Source organism: Prevotella sp. 20925_1_30, from assembly GCF_041433025.1.
GTDB lineage: Bacteria > Bacteroidota > Bacteroidia > Bacteroidales > Bacteroidaceae > Prevotella > Prevotella vespertina.
This window is the reverse complement of sequence record NZ_JAPWAR010000002.1, coordinates 1-22,254: the sequence shown is the minus strand read 5'-3', so window position 1 is coordinate 22,254 and position 22,254 is coordinate 1. Positions and strand designations below refer to the sequence as shown.

General features: G+C 40.6%; 16 protein-coding genes. 5 read left to right on the top strand and 11 right to left on the bottom strand.

What is annotated here, in order from left to right:
* Window positions 1–43: 43 nt before the first annotated feature.
* From hpf to O3603_RS01015, 4 genes are all read right to left on the bottom strand, one after another.
* Window positions 44–343 (bottom strand): ribosome hibernation-promoting factor, HPF/YfiA family, encoded by a 300-nt coding sequence (gene hpf / locus O3603_RS01030; protein ID WP_036894905.1) that lies wholly within the window; start codon window positions 341–343, stop codon window positions 44–46.
* Between the two features lie 22 nt (window positions 344–365).
* The gene (xerC, locus tag O3603_RS01025) at window positions 366–1,244 is read right to left on the bottom strand and encodes a tyrosine recombinase XerC (RefSeq protein ID WP_371519730.1); all 879 of its coding nucleotides are present in this window, start codon (window positions 1,242–1,244) and stop codon (window positions 366–368) included.
* Window positions 1,245–1,320: 76 nt separating this feature from the next.
* Window positions 1,321–1,512: a 30S ribosomal protein S21 gene (rpsU, locus tag O3603_RS01020; RefSeq protein ID WP_009434519.1), complete on the bottom strand. Its 192-nt coding sequence runs from the start codon at window positions 1,510–1,512 to the stop codon at window positions 1,321–1,323.
* A 304-nt stretch (window positions 1,513–1,816) separates the two neighbouring features.
* Entirely contained in the window at window positions 1,817–3,601 is a 1,785-nt protein-coding gene (locus O3603_RS01015) for an aminopeptidase P family protein (protein ID WP_371519727.1), read from the bottom strand.
* 266 nt (window positions 3,602–3,867) lie between these two features.
* Between O3603_RS01015 and O3603_RS01010 the strand changes: the two genes are divergently transcribed.
* The gene (locus O3603_RS01010) at window positions 3,868–4,860 is read left to right on the top strand and encodes a malate dehydrogenase (RefSeq protein ID WP_009012366.1); all 993 of its coding nucleotides are present in this window, start codon (window positions 3,868–3,870) and stop codon (window positions 4,858–4,860) included.
* A gap of 354 nt (window positions 4,861–5,214) precedes the next feature.
* Here O3603_RS01010 and O3603_RS01005 read toward each other — a convergent pair whose 3' ends face one another.
* From O3603_RS01005 to gltX, 6 genes are all read right to left on the bottom strand, one after another.
* On the bottom strand, window positions 5,215–6,036 hold the full coding sequence (locus O3603_RS01005; protein ID WP_371519724.1) for a class I SAM-dependent methyltransferase: 822 nt from the start codon (window positions 6,034–6,036) through the stop codon (window positions 5,215–5,217).
* 90 nt (window positions 6,037–6,126) lie between these two features.
* Entirely contained in the window at window positions 6,127–7,374 is a 1,248-nt protein-coding gene (locus O3603_RS01000) for a hypothetical protein (protein ID WP_371519722.1), read from the bottom strand.
* Window positions 7,375–7,482: 108 nt separating this feature from the next.
* Window positions 7,483–9,657 (bottom strand): TonB-dependent siderophore receptor, encoded by a 2,175-nt coding sequence (locus O3603_RS00995; protein ID WP_009434524.1) that lies wholly within the window; start codon window positions 9,655–9,657, stop codon window positions 7,483–7,485.
* A gap of 1,105 nt (window positions 9,658–10,762) precedes the next feature.
* Window positions 10,763–11,851 carry a tryptophan--tRNA ligase gene (gene trpS / locus O3603_RS00990; protein ID WP_371519719.1) on the bottom strand — a complete coding sequence of 363 codons (1,089 nt, stop codon included), beginning with the start codon at window positions 11,849–11,851 and terminating at the stop codon, window positions 10,763–10,765.
* Window positions 11,852–11,898: 47 nt separating this feature from the next.
* Complete coding sequence (locus tag O3603_RS00985; protein WP_371519716.1) at window positions 11,899–12,396, bottom strand: hypothetical protein; 498 nt, start codon at window positions 12,394–12,396, stop codon at window positions 11,899–11,901.
* Window positions 12,397–12,413: 17 nt separating this feature from the next.
* Entirely contained in the window at window positions 12,414–13,931 is a 1,518-nt protein-coding gene (gene gltX / locus O3603_RS00980; RefSeq protein WP_004383937.1) for a glutamate--tRNA ligase, read from the bottom strand.
* Between the two features lie 108 nt (window positions 13,932–14,039).
* Between gltX and O3603_RS00975 the strand changes: the two genes are divergently transcribed.
* From O3603_RS00975 to O3603_RS00960, 4 genes are all read left to right on the top strand, one after another.
* Window positions 14,040–16,091: an HD family phosphohydrolase gene (locus tag O3603_RS00975; protein WP_371519713.1), complete on the top strand. Its 2,052-nt coding sequence runs from the start codon at window positions 14,040–14,042 to the stop codon at window positions 16,089–16,091.
* A 581-nt stretch (window positions 16,092–16,672) separates the two neighbouring features.
* On the top strand, window positions 16,673–18,367 hold the full coding sequence (locus O3603_RS00970; protein WP_371519710.1) for a hypothetical protein: 1,695 nt from the start codon (window positions 16,673–16,675) through the stop codon (window positions 18,365–18,367).
* A 181-nt stretch (window positions 18,368–18,548) separates the two neighbouring features.
* Entirely contained in the window at window positions 18,549–18,752 is a 204-nt protein-coding gene (locus tag O3603_RS00965) for a hypothetical protein (RefSeq protein WP_371519707.1), read from the top strand.
* Window positions 18,753–18,765: 13 nt separating this feature from the next.
* Window positions 18,766–19,299 carry a hypothetical protein gene (locus O3603_RS00960; protein ID WP_371519704.1) on the top strand — a complete coding sequence of 178 codons (534 nt, stop codon included), beginning with the start codon at window positions 18,766–18,768 and terminating at the stop codon, window positions 19,297–19,299.
* A gap of 32 nt (window positions 19,300–19,331) precedes the next feature.
* Here the strand turns inward: O3603_RS00960 and priA are convergent, their stop codons facing one another.
* Window positions 19,332–21,641, bottom strand: coding sequence for a primosomal protein N' (gene priA, locus O3603_RS00955; RefSeq protein WP_371519701.1), 2,310 nt, complete (start codon window positions 21,639–21,641; stop codon window positions 19,332–19,334).
* Window positions 21,642–22,254: the final 613 nt, after the last annotated feature.

Genomic DNA, 22,254 nt, shown 5'->3' with positions numbered 1-22,254 from the left:
GTAATGATTTATTTTCAATCTCCAAAATATTTAGGAGATTTTTTCAACGTTTTCTTTGCTTTTCCTTAAACTTGGTAAGCTGAACCTTCATTGCATCAACACACTCATCAACTCCTTCTTCAAAAGTATCGAATGTTTTTTCCACAAAAAGCGTTGTACCTGGCACAACAACTGATACACTTGTAGTCTTATTTAATGCAGTAGCAGGTTTCTCCACCTTTAATTGCACCTCAACTTTCTGAATGTCTTCGTAAGACTTTTCTAATTTCTCGATCTTTTTAGCAATAAAACTCTGCAACTTTTCGGTAGTGTCAAAGTGAATTGACTGAATTTTAATTTCCATAGGTACCTCCATTTTTAAAAGGTTACGCCCTTGGGTGGGCATTTTTATAGACTTTTTTCAATTGCTCGAAGGTCGTATGCGTGTAAATCTCTGTCGTAGACAGACTCTCATGACCAAGCAATTTCTTAACACTTTCAAGCCCTGCTTCATGATTAAGCATTGCAGTAGCAAATGTATGCCGAAGCACGTGTGGAGAACGTTTCTTCAGTGTCGAAACCTTCGAGAGGTTTGTTTTCACTATTTGTCTCACTTGTGCATCAGTCACCCTCTCTCCTTTCTCTGTTCGAAAAAAAGCCTCAGACCCACATTTCATTACAGCATTACGTCTATGCTGGTAACTAATGAGCGTTTCTGATAATTCATCACCAAAGGGTATTATGCGCTGTTTATCTCTCTTTCCTGTGACCTTTATTTCACAATTTATATAGTCAACATCTTTATCATTGAGACCAATCAATTCAGAAATACGAATCCCTGTTTCATAGAATGTTACAATAATTGTACGAGCAAGCACATCTTTATAACAATCTGTCCACATATTTTCATCAAGAAGTCGATCCATTTCAGACTCTTTCAGAAATTGTGGAAGAGGTCTCTTCCTTTTTGGTCCTTGAATCCCGTGAACAGGATCCCTCTCAATAAGATTACGTCGGAGTGTATATCTATAAAAAGATCTTAGTGCACTGAGTCTTCTATTTACGGAAGAGGCTACATTACCTCTATCCATCATTGCCTCCATCCAACGCCTAACTATATCAGAATCAACAGTCTCCCAAGAGAGTTGTGAATCAAGTTCTTGAAAAAAACGTTCAAACTCTTTCAAGTCATCACGATAATGCTTTACCGTTGCTGGAGAATAATTTCTCTCTAACTTCAAGTAATCCAAGAACAAGTCTACCATTAGCACAATGTCATATCATTTACTGGCAACGAATTTACGGAATTAATTCTAAACTACCAAATTCCTTAAGAAGATTTTACTCTTCTGCGTCGCGAAGCTGCTGTACGTAAACGGCATGCTCCATCTTCAAGCGCTTCTTTACAGAAGGTTTGTCAAACTGCTGACGAGCGCGAAGCTCCTTTACAACACCTGTTTTTTCAAACTTTCTCTTGAACTTCTTAAGAGCGCGCTCAATGTTCTCGCCATCCTTTACTGGTACAATAATCATGCTTTTTTGTTTTAATTAAATTAATTGTTATACATAACACAAAAGGGTAATGACACCACTTCTGCGGCTGCAAAGTTACACTTTATTATCTTAACTTCCAAACATTTGTAGACTTTCTTGGCATATTTATCATTGATTATATCCATCACAATATCTCATTCATCATTCATTTTAAGTTGTATGAAAGCAAATTAGCGAACTACCTAAACGACTCCTTCCAGACATTAAGAACGCCTTTCTGTATATATGAGAAGCGTCTTTAATAATGGAGATAAGGCTCTCTTCATATATAGTTCAGTATCTCTTAGATTGGAAGAGTTGCTTTTTCTAACCATTCTTGCTCTCTTCCATTCAGATAAGGAGAAAGACTCTCATAGACACGACGATGATAGTTGTTCAGCCACTCACGTTCCTCAACACTCAACATCTCAAGTACTATCGGGGTTGTATCAATCGGTGCAAGTGTAAGTGTCTCAAACTTGAGGAACTCACCAAAAGCGGTTGTCTCCGCAGGAACAATGAGTAAAGTATTCTCTATGCGCACACCGAATTTCCCTTCAAGATAGAGTCCTGGTTCGTTGGTTACCGTCATACCAGCTTGCATAGGTGCTGGTCGCCACTCCATACGAATTTGATGAGGACCTTCATGTACATTGAGGTAACTCCCTACCCCATGTCCTGTACCATGCAGATAATTATAACCTTCACGCCACATCGGTGCACGAGCTATCGCATCCAACTGTGATCCACAGGCTCCTGCAGGGAAATGAAGCCTATCAAGTTGGATATGTCCTTTCAATACTAAGGTATAGATTCTTCGTTGTTCCTCCGTTAGTTCGCCCAAGGCAATGGTTCTCGTTATATCTGTCGTACCATCTAAATACTGTGCACCACTATCAATGAGTACCAATCCATGTGGCTTTACTGGGATATCCGTCTCTGGTGTTGCCTCATAATGTACGATTGCTCCATGCTCTTCATACCCCACAATCGTGTCGAAGGAGATACCCTGAAACATAGGTTGCTCTGCACGAAGCCCCGTCAGACGCTCGTCAAGCGATATCTCTGTCTCTCCACCTTTCTCAACAGCAGCCTTAATCCATGCTAAGAACTTAACCATTGCGACTCCATCACGCAACATAGCAGCACGGAAGCATTCCTGTTCTACCTCGTTCTTTATAGCTTTCATCATCGGGATTGGAGACGTTCCTACATGTAACTTTTCACTCTCCACCGCAGTAGATAAGTTGTAGTTAGTAGAACTAACATCTATCAAAAGTGCTTTCCCAGCATATCTCTTCAAGCCCTCCACGACCGCATCATACTCCTCTACATCTACATGCTCTGTAGAAAGATAGGCCTGCACTTCTTCTGATAATTTATCCTTATATATATATAAGGTAACTTTATCAGGAGCTATTAATAGATAAGAGACAAAGACCGGATTACAATGAACATCGTTTCCACGCAAATTCAGCACCCAAGCAATCTCGTCTAAGGCTGTAACTAACAGTCCGTCCGCACCTTGTTTAACTAAACACTCACGTATTCGAGACAGTTTACTTTCTGTTGTCTCACCAGCATACTTCAATGGATGAAGACAGATCTTATTATTAGGAATGACAGGTCGGTCAAGCCATAGTACATCCATTGGATCATCAACACAACGCACCTGCATGTTCCCTTTTGTCGCCAAACTCTCTTTCAAATCAGCAACACTAACAAAAGTATTGACACTTCCGTCCACTCCAACAGTAGGACTATCGTATTCTGTCAGCTCACTTGCTAACCACTCACTAATAGAAGGAGTACCTTCTACACGTTCTTTCATCAATAGAAACTCACTCCCCGCAAGTTCCTTAGCAGCTGCAATAAAGTAACGAGAATCCGTCCATAAGGCGGCGTGATGCAACGTTACTACGGCAGTACCAGCCGAGCCCGTGAAACCAGATATCCATTCACGAGTCTTCCAGTGGTCGGCCACATATTCACTATTATGGGGGTCACTACTTGGGAAAATAAAAGCAGTAAGTGCATTCTCCTTCATCCATCTACGAAGAGCAACAAGGCGTTCATTGATTGTTTGCATAATATTTATTGGGTTAGAGGTTATAAAACAATACAAGAAAAGAAAATCTCTCCTATCCGCCTGCTAAGTTAATCAATAATTTCATAACATCCAAATCAAGAAGAACAAGAAATATCTATAAATGCAAAACCGACTTTACAAAGGCTTACCCTTTTATAAATAATAACACAAATAATTCATTCTTTTTCTTCTCACATACTCTTTTTTTATTAACTTTGCGGTATCGAACAAAAGGGAAAATATACTTTTAAAATAAAATATTTATTATGAATTACTTAACAAACGAGAAACTTGTTATCGTCGGTGCAGGCGGTATGATTGGTTCAAACATGGTTCAGACCGCTCTTACACTCGGTCTTACTCCTAACATCTGTCTATATGATATCTATGAGCCAGGCGTTCATGGTGTATTCGACGAGATGGAGCAGTGCGCTTTCCCAGGTGCTAACCTTTCTTACACCGTTGACCCTGCAGAGGCTTTCACTGGTGCTAAGTACATTATCTCTTCTGGTGGTGCTCCTCGTAAGGAAGGTATGACACGTGAGGACTTGTTGAAGGGTAACTGCAAGATTGCAGCTGACTTCGGTGAGAACATCAAGAAGTACTGCCCAGACGTTAAGCACGTTGTTGTTATCTTTAACCCAGCTGACGTTACAGCATTGACAGCTCTTATCCACTCTGGCTTGAAGCCAAATCAGTTGACATCACTCGCTGCTCTCGACTCTACTCGTCTACAGCAGGCTTTGGCTCATGAGTTCGGTGTACAGCAGGATAAGGTTACTGGTGCACACACCTACGGTGGTCACGGTGAGCAGATGGCTGTATTTGCTTCTCAGGTTAAGGTTGATGGCAAGCCATTGTCAGAGATGGGTCTCTCAGCTGAGCGTTGGGAAGAGATTAAGCATCACACAGTACAGGGCGGTTCAAACATCATCAAGCTTCGTGGCCGTAGCTCATTCCAGAGCCCAGCTTACAATGCCGTTAAGATGATTGAGGCTGCTATGGGTGGTGAGAAGTTCACCTTGCCAGCAGGTTGCTACGTTAACGATGAGAAGCTCGGCTTCAAGAACGTTATGATGGCTATGCCTACAACTATCGATGCTACTGGTGTTCACTACACTGAGCCAACAGGTACTCCAGAGGAGATGGCTTCTCTCCAGGCTTCTTATGAGCACCTCTGCAAGATGCGTGAGGAAATCATCAGTCTCGACATCGTACCAGCTGTTGCTGAATGGAAGAACGACAACGCAAATTTGTAAGCAAGTTGACGAGTTGACAAGTGAACTTTTAAGTTGACAAGTTGACAGCAGATATTATTAAAGAAAGGCAACTGACATTTATAGTCGGTTGCCTTTCTTATTGGACAGATAAAACGTGTAAGGAACTCAAAGGTCTCCCCCAAAAAACTTAGGAGCTTTTCAAAGAAAGCTTAGGAGCTTTTTACAAAAAGCTTAGGAGTTTTTCACAAAAAGCTTAGGAGCTATTCAAAGAAAGCTTAAGAGCTTTTCAAAGAGGCTTAGGGACTTTTTTTAACGTTTGTAGGTCATCCTCAAAATACTTTCGAACAGTTCTACCTGTCTTCTGCAACTAACGGGCAGAAACAGGAGACGGAACTATTCTATCTCAATCCTGACAATACGCTGATTGAATCGGCGATGGAAATAAGGAATGCGCAGGAACAGATGGAAAGCGAATGGGAATCGCCCTTCATCGTACTCACTCATAAAATATTCCTTCCTCACGTGCAATCGACTGTTCCATTTCTCCATCTCCTTTGTATTGAGTAGTGACCACTTGAACTCAACACCTTTGTCCATCTTCTGCAGCATATCATGTTTCTTCTCTCGTCCAACAAGCACAAAAGCAAGCATATCAAACAAAATGGTAGCTGATGGGAGTTTGTCACAGATATGGCGGAATAGTTCTCGCACTCTTTCCTCAGGGAAATACATCAGCACTCCCTCAAGGATAATTAGTACAGGCGACTTACTATACGCTCTCACTTTGTCCAGCCAGTCCTCATCAAACATGGATTCAGCCAAATAAGTGTTGCGTTCCGTTTCCATAAGGAAGCGACGGCGCAAATCAATAGCTTCTTTGAGATCAAGGTCGAACCAGTGCGTCACTTCTGGTCTTCCCAGCCGCTCGTAACGTGCATCCAACCCTGCTCCCAACTGTATTACCACAGCATCGGGGTGCTGGGCAAGGAACTCCCTCGCCTCATTATCAATCAGCTTGGCACGAATGCAGCAGCCTAACTGTGAGAGCTTGGCTTTCTTAAACTTAGAAAAATCATAGTCAATCTGTCCAATGATTTCCTTTGCATTCTCGTCACGCAGCAATGGATCGGGACGATTGGTTTCCACAGCTTTTGCCCACAGCGTGGTAAGCATCGTCTCGGGAATCTCCGTCAGAGTGGATTTAACCTTTTCCATTTGTATTCTATATGAATATCATTTGAGTGATTAGATAACAGGAAGGCTCCTTTTACTTTTACTTATTATTAAGTGAGGAGCCCTCCTTTTTTACTTCTCAAAGCTATGGAAGAAACAAGGGTTACCCTTTACCTGAAGGATAGGACCTGCAACTTCTTTCGTATCTGGATTGTAAGTGTAGAAGCCTGTAGCCTTCTTATTAGCACTACCGAAGACTATCAAATTCTTATGCTTAGCAACTGCAATACATTGAGGATCAGAAATCTCCATTCCGTTGATAAGCGTCATCGTCTTTTGCTTCAAATCAACAACGATTGGAACAGATGTAAAGCTGAGGTATGGATTTGTCAGACCATCAGGAGCAAGTGCGAATGAGTTTCCATAAATATATAGTAAACCCTTACCCGCATAACACATAGCTACGATATAGTCTATATGCTTGGTTGAAAGACCTGCAACCTCTGTCTTATCAAGACGAATCAGGAAGTCTGGATCAATCTCTGTAGAACCATTCTTTATACGAGCGATACCACCATTCAGTCCAGGAACAAAACCGAATGAACCAACACAGTTAAAGTAAATATCCTTTTTCTCATCCATAAAGATTGAACCAGCATCAATAGGGCGAGTAGCAAAGCACATGCCCAAAGACTCATTAACAATGTGTTTCTCTACCTTATCCGTCTTCACATCAATCATAGCAAACTCAATGTTATTACGTGTTGGCATATACTGAGCATTCATTTGGTTCAGTCCAACAAAGAGTTTACCATCACGAATAATCATTGCAGCAGGTGCAACCCTCGTATCTGACTGTTTCAGATTATTAAGGTCAATATCTGCAATCTTTGTCATAGTTGTTGGGTTGAATACCATCACAACACCAATACCTTGTAAACTGACGTATGCTTTCTCACTACTTGCTTCTACGATGTTACATGCTGCAGCACCAGCAGGAATAGACAATGCACCTTCTTTCTTCCATGTACCATCGTTCATAATTCTATAGCGATTTATCTCCGCCTTCGTGTTACCCATATAATCAGGGAATGAGTAGACATTGCCCGACTCTGTTACAATTGGCGTAGCACCAAAACCGCAAGGAATACTATTGCTATTATCATAAGTACCAGGCAAGAAACTTGGTAATGCTTGCAAATATACATTACCACTACTACCCTCTGGATTGGTAATTCCCGTTGCGAAGACAACTCCATGGAAGTCCTTATTACCAGGATTAGGTTTAGGACCTGGTGTTGGGTCGTCACCATTGTTTCCACAAGCGGTAAACATAGCCATCACAACAATGGCTGAAAGAATTGATTTTAGCTTTTTCATTTTTCTCTTTATTTAATATTAATATTATCTCTATAGACACACAATATGCCCTTTCTTTATGAATCATACTTTATTCTTTCATATTGCAAAATAAAGTCTTATTGCCTCTTACTTCAGAAGATATCTAACTTTTACTCCTATATATCTTCCTGGCAGAGGACGATTAAACTCTGATACAACATGGCGATCCATAAGATTCTTTACCTTAAACGTTAAAACCCATTGGTCATTCTTGAAACTATGTTCTATGGCTGCATCCATCGTCAAAGCTGAAGGAATCTTCTTGTCTTGATACCGACTTACTTCAAAATCATAGAAATACGTATGCACGTATGAAGCATCAAAGAGGAAACGTGTATTCTGTTCCTTTCCTCCAAAGAGATTTTCTTTATGGAACTCTGCACCAAAGTTTGCTAATAGATAAGGTACGTTTGGTATACGTTTCATATAAGTGGGATTCTCGACAGTAGTACCAGGAGTTAACTTTCTCACGTCACGAAGGTCTTGATAAGTACCATTCGCATAAAGATAAAGTACTGGACAGACATCTCCTTTAACATCAAGTTCAACACCTCTCGTCCGAACACTACCAAAGTTACGATAGCGAGCCATCGTAGGAATCATATCAGGCGTGAACCTTATCATGTCTTTCAACTGATTATAAAAGCCATTCAACTCTATCTCAACAAGTCCACCATCTTGTTTTAAGTGACGATAAAGCATACCAAGATTGACACCAGATGTACGCTCAGGCTTCAAAGCTGGGGATGCAAGGATAGAATACCCATTACCTATCAACTCCTCACTTGTAGGTATTCGCACCTCTGAATTAAAAGAGGCCTTTAGCATCAAGTCATCTGTAAACTTATAACGAAAGGCATCACTAAAACCGAAATAAGATTTAAACACCTTTACAGGCTCTGGCGCACGTACCGAATAAACATCTATACTACGAGAATGAGATGAGAAAATAAAGTTCTTTAAAGTAAAAGCATTCTGGAAACGACCATCAAAGAGGGTCAGATCGTATGACAAACCCGTTGTTAAGGTTTTCATCTTACTTGGGAAATTTGATTGAAATCCCAAGGCTTTATCCATTAAAGAGTCATTTGGATGAAGTGAATTCCTATCAAAGTAAACATTCAGATTAATGCCATGATGCTTATCTATGGTATATCCCAAATTAAGCTTCGACGTCAACTCGTTCGACCGGTTTCTTCCATCTGAAGGGAAGTTATTCTGCTCTCCTCCGTATGGAGAGACAGCAGGCAACTTGTTTCCGTCCCAATCATAACGATTTGAAGCCTTATCATTCAAACCATACCTGCCAATGATATATCCTATATCAAAATCAAAATCAAGACCATCCAAAAAGAAATTCTTACGCTTTAGTGTCAATGCTGTCAATCCACTGACAGAATGGTTATAAGCCTCACGCACATCGAGGTCGATTCCTTGTATTTCCTGACGTGTCTTGAGAAAAATAAGTTCCCACTTCATTTCATCAAACCACCATTTCGTAGCCTTAACAGACATTCCAGCCATGACTTTATTGAACTTATCATGGTCTCTTTCCACGATTCTATTGTCCAAATTTTCCAAAGTCATCTTGTAATTGTTCTTTGAAAAAGAGAAGGCTCCGCCAATACCAAATTGTAGACCCGTTTTATGATTGGTACGTTTAAACACCGTTGATACTTGATGTGTGTTAAATGAACCTAACTCGTATGAGAAGTCAAAATAAACAGGTGGGTATTCCTTTGTTACTACATTAACAGCTCCTCCCAAGGCTGAGCCACCAAACTTATAAGGGACAATACCTTTATAAACCTCAATACGCTCTATCATATTCGTAGGAATATCATTTAAGGCAACAAAGTTACTCAATTGCGACATCGGGACTTCATCCACATACATTCCCATACGCTTACCTTCTAAGCCACGAAGTGAGATGCGAGAGGCACTACCTAAACCTCCTGTATTTCGAACGGTTACACCAACTGTACGCGCAAGTACGTCATTAATATTTGTCGCTGTACCTTGTAACTGACGCTGTCCTATAACGGATATAGGCATAGCCGACTCCTTCAGCTTCCTAATCTCGCTACGTGCTGTCACAGTAACTTCCTTCATCTCTAAGGTTGTATCACGCTTAACAATGTCCTGCGCATAGCATGTAAGCAGGCTAAGACTCAAAAACAATATTAAACAAAATGCTTTCTTATACAACAAATAAACATTAGAAGCTACTTCTCCTATAGGTTTCTTTCTCTGTCTCTCCATCTGACTTGCTAATTAAGGACTTAATTGGAAATATTGATTTAAGTCCTTACTATTAAACTAAAATGTAATTAAATAACGTTGCAAAGATAGAGAATAACAAAATATAAGACAATACCTAAAAGTAAGTAAATTGAAAAAGAACCTGGTGAAGAAATTGACAAATTGAATGATAAAATGACTAAATGGCAGACCATATCAATCACAAAATCACAATCACACAATCACAAAATCAATTATGGTAATATCGCATTTTTTCTTACATAGATAATGTATCATTATATATTATTATTTATTAATAAGGTATTATATTATATAAGAATCCCTTTTTACACATTGAAAATCCTTTTTGTGATTTTGTGATTGTGATTTTGTGATTGGGAATAAAAAGCCTCCCCCGACCCCTCCGAACCAACGGTCACTGACCGAAGGGAAGTAAAGGAGGGGAGTGCAAGTTCGCAAGTATTTTGCAGAAAACTATCAGATAAAGAGCCCTGCCCCTTATCCCTCGTGTGCGCATAGGCACTCCCCTCCTTTCGGAGGGGTCGGGGGAGGCTGTAGGGGCTTGGGGAGGCTTTCTCTATCTATACATATCTTTCTGTAAAACAGATAGTTACAATGGCGTTTGCGGAACTTATTACTCCAGTACCCCGAAAAACGATTGTTTTCAGAATAAACTTGCTTACCTTTGCAAACAGAAAGAAACAGCCCCACCCGACCTCCCCGAGAGGGGAGGAGTGCAGATAGCGAGATTGCCCCAAGAAGTTTAGAAGTTAGTGTTCTCAAGTTTTAGAAGTTAGTGTTCGTATGCTTGAAGATTAGCGTTATTAGAACAAAAGATTAGCGTTGGTAGAACAAAAGATTAGCATTGGCAAGATCAAACATAAATCAAAATCCTGAGTTCAAAATTATGATTACTGGTTAACCTAATAATTCTTCTCCACTCAAAGGGGACATCAACAATTCACAAGGAAAGACTCTCGCCAATTACACAAGACGATGTTCCCCAAAAAGAAGGAACGCATCAAAGGTTAAATAAACCTCTAACACGTCCCTATCATTAGTTTAACTTCTCACAAAAAAGGAGAACGTTCTTTGACTTTATGATTTACTTCTTCCTGAACTTCTCAGCCTGACTCTGAATCAAAGCTGTGTCTTCGAAGTAATTGATCTGCATAGCTGCACGAACTTCATCCATCGTCTTTGCAGCTACTTCACGAGCCTCAACAGATCCTTTCTTCAAGATGTTATAGATCTCTGGAATGTCTTGCTCGTATTCATGGCGACGAGTACGAATAGGGTCAAGTATCTTATTGAGCACATTATTCAAGAGCTTCTTACACTTCATATCACCGATACCACCAGCTGAATAAGCAGCTTTCAGTTCGTCAAGATTCTGGAACTCTGGCCAGAACTCAGCAAAATCTTCATCGGTTGAGAAAGCATCAAGATAGGTAAACACAGCGTTACCTTCAACATGACCAGGATCAGAAACATTCAAGTGAGTTGGGTCGGTGTACATTGTCTTCACCTTCTTCCATACCGTATCAGCATCATCAGACAGGTAGATACAATTACCCAAGCTCTTACTCATCTTCTCTTTTCCATCCGTTCCAGGCAAGCGACGAGCCGTTGCATTCTCTGGTAACATGATATTTGGTTCAACTAATACATGTGCATAAATCTGATTGAAGCGACGTACAATCTCGCGTGTCACCTCAATCATTGGCTCTTGATCTTCACCCGCAGGAACGGTAGTTGCCTTGAAGGCGGCAATGTCAGCAGCTTGAGACACAGGATAAGCAAAGAACCCCATTGGAATATTGGCTTCAAAGTTACGCATCTTGATTTCAGTCTTCACAGTAGGGTTACGCTGCACACGACTTACACTGATAAGATTCATAAAGAATGTGGTCAGTTCTGCCAATTCTGGAATCTGACTCTGAATGTAGAGCGTACATTTCTCTGGACTAAGTCCTGCAGAAAGATAATCCAAAGCCACCTCAATAATGTTCTGGCGAATCTTCTCTGGATTGTCAGCATTATCTGTCAACGCCTGTACGTCTGCCATGAAGACAAACATCTTATCGTAGTCGCCAAGGTTCTGTAACTCCACACGACGGCGAAGTGAACCCACATAGTGACCAAGATGCAACTTACCAGTTGGGCGGTCACCCGTTAAAATAATCTTTCCCATGTATCTTTATTTCTTATTTACGTTATTAATAGGAAGTCTGCATAATCCTATTGCCGATGTTCCTCTTCGACAGCAGCGGTATCAGCTTGCTGTTTCTCTTCCTCGGGCGCAGGAGTTGCTTCTTCCTCGGGCTCCGCTGGCTCTGGCGCAGTAACAACTGTATCAACAACAGGAGGAGCTGTGTTCTGGACTGGCGCTTCATAAGGAATTGTATCGACAGACAAGCTATCTGAAGCAACTGCCGCTGGTGGTGTTGGACGGAAAGCAACATAAGCACCAATTCCTATCGCTAATACAACTAAACCAATCAAGATACCCCATAAGATGGCATGATTGTTCTTCGTGTTTGTTTGAGCCGTTTGTGGAACTTGTGCATTAGCATTCACTTGATTCTGTGGTTGATACTGCTGTCCTGCACTAATAAGAGGTAATGTTACCTCCATCGTTCCACGACAATGAGGGCACTGACATTCGATTGTCTGCCCCTCACTAGCTTCCACTATAAATTGTGTACCACAATTATCACATGTTATCTGATACTTCATCTATTCGATTTCTATCATTAACCAAGTACTTCTATAGCCTTGCGCATACGTTTTAAGGTTTCAGCTTTGCCAAGGAAAGCTGAGATATCAAACATACCAGGTCCCTTACCAATACCAACCAATGTCAATCGGAAAGCATTCATTATATCGCCAAGCTTATAGCCTTTATCCTCTACCCATTTCATCACAACAGGTTCCTGACCTTCAATGGAGAAGTCGTCTATACCTTCAAGCACCTCAGCCAATTCTGTCATCTGCTGTGCAGAATATTCCTTCCAACGCTTCTTAACCGTCTTCTCATCATAACTTGTTGGAGCGATAAAGAAGAAAGAACAAAGTTCCCAAAGCTCTTTCACGAAACTAACACGATCCTTCATCATGTGAACAACCTGTCTTACTTGTTCCATCGTAGCTTCAACACCATTATTAGCAACGATAGGGGCAAAGAGTTCTGCTATCTCGTCATCGCTTTTACGAAGGATATACTCGTGATTGAACCACATTCCCTTCTGATAATCAAACTTAGCTCCGCTCTTTGAACATTTCGTTATATCGAATGCTTTTACTAACTCATCAAGAGAGAAGAGTTCCTGTTCGGTTCCTGGATTCCAACCTAACAATGCTAAGAAGTTAACCACTGCCTCTGGGAAATATCCACTCTCACGATAACCTGAGCTAACCTCTCCTGTCTTAGGATCATGCCACTCTAATGGGAACACAGGAAAGCCTAAACGATCACCATCACGCTTACTTAACTTGCCCTTTCCTTCTGGTTTCAATAACAATGGAAGGTGTGCGAAACGTGGCATACTATCTTCCCAACCAAAGGCACGATAGAGCAATACATGCAAAGGAGCACTTGGCAACCACTCTTCACCACGGATCACATGAGAGATTTCCATTAAGTGGTCATCAACGATGTTAGCAAGGTGGTAAGTAGGCAACTCATCTGCGCTCTTATACAAGACCTTATCATCAAGGATATCACTCTTAATGCAGACATCACCACGAATCATATCATTGACATGAATCTCCTCACCCGGCTCTATCTTAAAGCGAACAACATACTGTTGACCATCGTCTATCAAGCTATCAACCTCTTCTTTCGACATGGTCAAAGAGTTGCGCATCTGAAGACGAGTATGTGCGTCGTATTGGAAGTTCTGAATCTCCTTGCGCTTAGCATCTAATTCCTCTGGAGTATCAAAGGCAATGTATGCTTTGCCAGCCTCTAACAACTGATTAACATACTTCTTATAGATTTCACGACGCTCACTCTGTCGATAAGGACCATGCTCACCTCCAAAGCTAACGCCCTCATCAAACTCTATTCCTAACCATTTAAACGAATCAAGGATATATTCTTCTGCTCCTGGAACAAAGCGATTAGAGTCTGTATCCTCTATACGGAAGATAAGTTTACCGCCATGCTGACGTGCGAAAAGATAATTATACAATGCTGTACGTACACCACCAATATGCAATGCGCCCGTTGGACTAGGTGCAAAACGTACTCTTACATTTCTCTCTGCCATTGTCTTAAATATTATTTTTCCTGCAAAATTAATGCTTTTTTTTGAGTATACGCCATATTTTTAGTATTTTCGCAAGTCCTTAGAAGTTAATAGAAACAATATAGAAATATGATAAGATTCAGAAACTTAGAAAACCACTATTGGCGGAATATAGCATCAAGAACGGCATTGGTCATTGTTGCTGTGGTTATGATAGTGCTTTTCTTACCACGAACAAAGGGAAAACTCTTCCATTATGATGAGGGGAAACCATGGATGTATGGGCAGTTGATTGCCAAATTCGACTTTCCAATCTTCAAGACTGATGAAGCATTGAAGGCGGAACGTGACTCGATGATGAAGCATTTCCAGCCGTATTATAACGTTAATCCGTCTATCGAAGCAAAGAAGATTGAACAATTCAAGACTGCTTACAAGAATGGTATTCCAGGATTACCGCAATCGTATGTAGAAATCATTGCGCAACACTTGCATGATATTTATCAAGCAGGAGTGATTGACCCACTGCAATATTCCAAACTCGTGAAAGATAGCGATAATGTGATTCGTGTAGTCACTGGTAAACAAGCAGTGAGTGTTCCAATCAATAAGACCTTCTCAACCCTCGGAGCTTATGAGCATCTCTTTGTGAATCCTACTTTAGGTTCGAAACGTGCTATCTTACAACAATGTAATCTAAACGAATACATTGAACCAAACCTTATTTATGATAAAGATCGTAGTGAGACAGAGATGAATGATATGCTCAGTCTCATTCCGCAAGCATCAGGAATGGTATTGGAAGGACAGAGAATCATCGACCGAGGGGATATCGTGGATGCAAAAACGTATCGTGTGCTCAATTCATTCGAGCAGGCTATGGAGAAGCGTAACGCATCCGAAGCAGAGATAACATCAACCATCATTGGGCAAAGTATCTATGTTTTAATTCTCATCGGATTATTCACCCTTTACCTCGCTCTCTTCCGCAAAGATTATTTCGACAAGCCGCGTTCCATATCACTACTTTATGTGATGATAGTCATCTTCCCTATCCTCACTTCGCTAATGATGGAACATAACATTCTCAGTGTCTATATCCTGCCTTTCTCCATGGCGCCCATCTTTTTCCGAGTGTTTATGGACTCACGAACAGCCTTCATAGCGCACGTAACAATGATTCTTATCTGTGCGGTTGCCGTGAAATATCAATACGAATTTATTATCGTACAATTAGTGGCAGGCTTGATTGCCATCTATTCTCTTAGAGAATTATCCAAACGTAGTCAGATTTTCCTTACGGCTTTATTGGTTACTATCGGTTCTGCTGCTATGTATTTAGCTTTACAACTCATCCAAGCCGACGATCTCTCTAAGCTCGACCACACAATGTATTATCACTTTGGGGTCAATGCTTTCTTCCTTCTCTTTACTTATCCGCTTATGTTAGTGATTGAGAAGACGTTCGGTTTCGTTTCCACTGTAACGATGTTCGAGTTATCCAATACGAATAACGAACTGCTAAGACGATTGAGCGAGGTTGCACCTGGTACTTTCCAACATTCAATCACAGTTGGAAATCTCGCAACAGAAATAGCAAACAGGATTGGAGCTAAGAGCCAACTGGTTCGTACAGGGGCACTATATCACGATATCGGTAAAATGCTTAACCCTGCTTTCTTCACAGAAAATCAAGCGGGTATTAATCCGCACGATAAATTGACGGATCTTGAGAGTGCACGCATTATTATCAGTCACGTAACCGAAGGCTTGAAACTCGCAGAAAAATATAATCTCCCAAGGGAAATCAAAGAGTTTATCACCACACATCATGGTGCTGGAATGGCAAAATACTTCTACATCCATTACAAGAATGAGCACCCTGACGAGGAAGTCAATGAGGATCTTTTCCGTTATCCAGGACCTAATCCGTTCACACGAGAGCAAGCAATTCTCATGATGAGTGATACGGTGGAGGCAGCTTCAAGATCGCTGAAGGAGTATACAGAGGATAGTATCAGCGAACTCGTCAATAGACTTATTGATGGGCAGGTCGCTGACGGAAACTTTACAGACTGCCCAATCACCTTCCGAGATATTACTGCGGCAAAGGCTGTACTCATCGAACGACTCAAATCAATGTATCATACACGTATTCAATATCCAACGTTAAAGGCGTAAACAACTATCCTATTTTGTAATAGAATATTGTTAATTCTGCCACTCGTTTTGACGTTATTCTGAAAAGCTACCATAATTGGACTCAAATATCCAAATTATGGTGGCTTTTTGTATAGTAAGCACAACCCATTAACAATCAACCTTTTATATAAAAACAACTTACAATATAAAGAGAAAGAACCCACTTATTTTGTGAAAATAGACTTAATTTTAACCGAAATCATCGTATTATTTGCAAAAAACAATACTACCTTTCATCAAAAATGATAGTACTTTTTCATGAAAACGATACTACTTTTCACTCAAAACGATACTACTTTTTTTCAAAAACCTACAATCAATACCATTTTCTGGCTTGTTACTTTGCTATAAAACGCTAGAATAAAAAAATAGAATGTAAAGTATATTCTTATAAAAGCACCTATCATTTCACAAACAACTTCCCTTACTTTCGCACTTAACATATATATGCACATTTTAAGACGAAATGAGAAAAAGATAGGAAAGATTTGGAAGTTTAGAACAATATATATAACTTTGCAACCAAATTTATAGGTTTTTTATATACAAACAAACAACCAATGAAGTATTCAAAAATCATCATTGCTGCAACAATGTTAGCAATGACTACAACAACACAAGCCGGAGGTTTACTCACAAATACCAATCAAAGCATTGCTTTCAACCGTAATTTTGCACGTGTTGGTGCGATTGGAATCGATGGAGTTTACTTTAATCCTGCCGGCGTTGCATTTCTCAGTAATGGATTCCACCTATCTCTCAACTTCCAAAACGCTTATCAAACACGTGAAATAACATCATCTTTCTCTGTTCCAGCATTTGAACAAGTACCTGCATTGCAGCCGTTTGCAAAACCTTTCAAGCTCAATGGAGGAAAAGAAGATGGCAGTAAGTTTTATAAAGGTAAGGCTTCTGTGCCCATCCTTCCATCATTTCAAGTAGCTTATAATAAGGATAAATGGAGTTTTCAAGCTGGTTTTGGCTTGACAGGTGGCGGTGGAAAGGCAACTTTCAACGAGGGACTCCCTAGTTTCGAACGCCAGGTATCACTTCTTCCTGCATTAATCAACCAAAAACTCCCAACTTTCGCTGCACTTCTTGATCAGAAGGAGACGCCTGCAACGGCTTATAGTATGCAGAGTTATATGAGTGGACAGCAATACGATTTCGGTTTGCAACTCGGTGCAGCATATAAAATCAATGATCACCTTGCTGTTTATGGGGGTGCACGATTCAATTATGTTTATAACAAATACGAAGGAAACCTTACCAACATCTCTGCAAATGTTGGTGGGAACAATCAAAATCTATACGATTACTTCGATTCTAAGGTAAAAGCTCTTAACGAAAAAGCTACTTCGTTACAGGCGGCAGCTACTGCAGCTAGAACGCAAGCCGCAGCTTTACAGGCACAAGCTAATGCAACGACAGATCCAACAGCAAAGGCACAACTATGGGCTGCAGCAAATCAATATGCAGCGGGTGCTGAGAAAGCTAGTAACGGAGCGATGTTAGTGAGTGCTGGAGCCGACAAACTCAGTAGCAGTAAGGAACTCGTAAAGGATCGTTATGTAAAAGTGAGCCAACGTGGTTGGGGTATTACTCCTATCCTCGGCATTGATTATCACAATGGAAAATGGAATCTTGCAGCTCGCTATGAGTTCACAACTAAGTTCAATGTTGAGACAAAGGCTAACCCAGATGATACGCACAGTTATGAAGATGGCGTAACAACTCCTAACGATATTCCTGGTATTCTTTCTCTCGGCGCACAATATGAAGTATTGAAAAACCTGCGCGTTATGGCTGGTTACAACTATTACTTCGATAAAGAAGCACGAATGGCAAATAATAAGCAGAAGCTCCTTGCGCACAATACACAGGAATTCCTTGCTGGTGTTGAGTGGGATATTACTCCTGCAGTGACGGTTAGTGCTGGCGGACAACGCACAAAGTATGGACTCGGCGATGGTAAGTATCTTACTGATCTCAGTTTCGTTACGAGCAGTTACAGCTTCGGCTTTGGTGCAAAGATTAAAGTTGCTAAGAATGCACACCTCAACGTTGCTTACTTCTTTACGAACTATTCTAACTTTAAGAAGGAATACAACGATGCAATTACTGTCGGTAAAGAGCAAGTCACACAACCTGATGGTTCTGTAAAGGTACAACCTATCGTAATTAATACCAAGAATACAGATATCTTCACCCGCACGAATAAAGTATTGGGTGTCGGACTTGATATTGATTTCTAAAAACAATAACTCACAACCGAGTTAATCTAACCACAAAGCGGAGATAATTGAATGACTTCAACTTATCTCCGCCTTATTTTTTCCTTCACTTCAATTCATTAAGATTCGAAAAGACTTCCTTTTAAACACTTGCAAATATCAAGTAATATTCATATATTTGCAGCAGAAAATATTCAGCAATATGGGAACAACTACCACAGCACTTGCAACTAAGATTGCACGCAAGCAAGCACATCAAGAGAAGAAGAAACAAGAAGACTTGTTACGAATAGCACGTTATCTGTCAGCAGAAGAAAGAGAGATTCTCTTCAGCGGAGATGGCTTTGTCCGTGTTCCCAAAGAAGAAGCAAGAAGAATGAGAATTGATGCATATCTTCACACTTAATTATCGCTGACAAATGGGACTAGACTATTATCCTTACAGGTATATACAGAAAATAGAAGAGCCATGGGATGGACCCCAAGGTTTCTTATTATATAAGCTTCTTTACTCTTTCAAATCGACAAAAACCCATCAGACATATTGGGTGTGGGTTGAAGTTTATAAGGAACATTTTTATGCTGTTAAGTTCCATCTGAAATCACATCGTGATAGTGATAAGAAGTACAATGTTATGACTGGACTTAACGAGCCGAGACAGTGTATACAGACTTGCATGAAGATTATGTTAGAGGTTGCAGCTAAAGACGATAAATCTTCATTTGGGTTTATCGGTGCAAACTCTATTGGAGAATCTGAATTAGAAACCAAAAGATTCCGTGTTTATAGTAGATATATGCAAACTTTCTTTAATTCAGAAAATTATACTCACCATTATAACCTTGCTAAGAGTGCTTACCTCCTAATAAACAAAAAGGAGATGGAGAAGAATCCTCAGCTTATCACAGACATTGTTAATGGTTTTAAGGAGCTGTATCCCTATTTCGATTAAGTAATCCTTTCTAGGCAAACAACCATATCACCTTACAACGGATCAACATCATAATACACCTGCAAAGCACCATAACGCTTATCTTTCATCATGGCGTCTAATGCTCCACGAAGATACTGGCGGACACGAGGATAATCAATACCATTCTCTAATTTCAGTACTATCTTTCGAATACTTAATGTCTTCACACGTGCTACTGCAGGCTTATCAGGACCAAGAACACGAGCCCCGAAGATATCACGCAACCTACTTCCAAGTTCTACCCCAGCCGTATTGACAATGTTCTCATCCCTATGCTTTAAGTAGACATACACCAGATGATAGAACGGGGGATAATGAAATTCGCGTCGCTCGTCCAATAGTTCCTTAAAGAATGTCGGGTAATCATTATGAACAACATACTGGATAACGGGTAAATCAGGAGTCTTGGTTTGAAGTATCACCTCTCCCCTCTTTCCCTTTCTACCGGCTCTACCACTCACCTGACTCATCATCATAAAGGCTTGCTCATAAGCTCTAAAGTCTGGATAGTTCAACATTGAGTCAGCATTTAGTATGCCCACAACAGAGACTTTACCAAAGTCTAATCCCTTAGTAACCATTTGCGTACCAATTAGAAGATTGTTCTTGCCCGTCGAGAAGTCATTAATCAATCGCTCATAAGCATTGCGCGTATGGGTTGTATCTAAGTCCATTCGTGCAATACGAGCCTCTGGAAAGATGGAACGAATCTCATCCTCTATCTTCTCCGTACCATAACCACGTCCTCGAATATCCTTACTTTCACAACAAGGACATACCTCGGGCACCTTCATTGTATATCCGCAATAATGGCAACTTAGGTAGTTCATACTCTTATGATAGGTCAGTGATATATCGCAATTAGGACATTTCGGTACCCAACCACATTGTCTACATTCTATCATAGGTGCGAAGCCACGCCTATTCTGGAATAAGATTGCTTGTTCCCCACGCTCTAAAGCACCACGCACAGCCGACAACAAGCGAGGAGAGAAAGGACCTGACACCATCTTCCGACGATAGAGATCTTTCATATCCACCACTTCTATTGATGGTAACTGAATATCTTTATAACGACGGCTTAGCTCCACAAGTCCATACTTGCCTTGTTTTGCATTATAATATGATTCCATTGAGGGAGTTGCTGTACCCAACAATGTCTTCGCACCAGCATACATTTGTGCCAATACGATGGCTGCAGAGCGAGCATGATAGCGTGGCGCAGGATCTTGCTGCTTAAAACTTTGCTCATGCTCTTCGTCTATTATGACAAGATCAAGCCGATGAAAAGGAAGAAAAACGGCACTTCTCGCACCAAGGATAACATCGTATGGATTGGAGGAAAGCTGTTTCTTCCATATTTCCACACGTTCGGCATCGCTATACTTACTATGATATATACCCAACCGATTGCCAAACACGGCTTTTAATCGTTCTGTTATCTGCACAGTAAGGGCTATTTCTGGAAGAAGGTAAAGCACTTGCTTATGCTCATTGATGGCTTTCTGGATTAAATGGATATATATTTCCGTCTTACCCGAAGAGGTTACTCCATGTAACAAAGTCACAGGATGCCCCATCATCTGCACCAAAATATGATTGTAAGCCTCGGTTTGTGCTTCGTTCAAAGGCTTTATCTTCTCTGGATGAGGAGCAATATTATGATTAAGACGTCCCACTTCCTTCTCATAAGTAACAAGTATCATCTTTTCTTGAAGCGATCGAATGACAGCTATTGACGCATGAGACTCATTCATAAGTTCCTCTCTTGTAACCTCACGAAGCTCTGTTTCTGGCAAAAGATGTTCTATATTATCAACTCCCGTCAATCTAAGATAAGTCATAAGAACATCCAACTGCTTTACAGCTCTCTTCATAGAACTGATTAAAAGAGTGAGCGTTTGTTCGTCACGATACTTATCCGCCAAACGAATAAACAATTCCGTGCGAGGTCGAAAGCCATCTTCTGCCTTCAAACCTGAAGGAAGGGCAGCTTTATAAACGTCTCCAATAGGCGACATATAATAGTCGGCTATCCATTTCCAAAGCCTCAACTGCTGCAGAAGAAGTATCGGGCTATCATCCAATACATCAGCAACGTTCTTATATTCAATCTTCTTCTTCCCTTGCTGTGCAACCTCTTCTGCAGGCTTAGGAACATCAACAGGATATTCAGCAACGATACCCACATAAGTCTTACTCTTACCAAACGGAACTGTAACACGCATCCCATTCTGCACCCGTGAAGCCAAGTCATCAGGTACACAATATGTAAAATAGCCATCAAGTGGCAAAGGTAAGATGATATTTGCGTAAGTCATTTGCTAAAGATTACCATTCTATAGTGGCGCAAAGGTACAAATAAACTTTCTATGTCTTCAAATCCTGTGTCATTAAATAATATGTTCTCATGTCATTCCGCCTAAAACCTATGTTACTACCCCCTTGTGTTCGTATGTTACTCTGTCTTCAGAGCCTATGTCATTAAATAATATGTTCTTCTGGCATTATGTCTTCAAAACCTATGTTACTACCCCCTTGTGTTCGTATGTTACTCTGTCTTCAAAGCCTATGTCATTAAATAATATGTTCTTCTAGCATTATGTCTTCAAAACCTATGTTACTACCCCCTTGTGTTCGTATGTTACTCTGTCTTCAAAGCCTATGTCATTAAATAATATGTTCTTCTGTCATTCCGTCTCTAAATCCCATGTTCCTCTGTCTCACACAAAAGCCCCACCCCGTTAGGCGCCCCCCTCTCTGTAGGAGAGGGGCTGGGGGTGAGGCCGTACCACGGAAGCGAGAGAACCAAATTAATACACTAGTTTTGAAAGACATTAATTTCACAATTAATATAATCGAGTTGTCTTACTACAGAACGATTAATACCCTGAATCAATCTAAAATGCTCCCGTGGTAAAAGCCGACACTAAA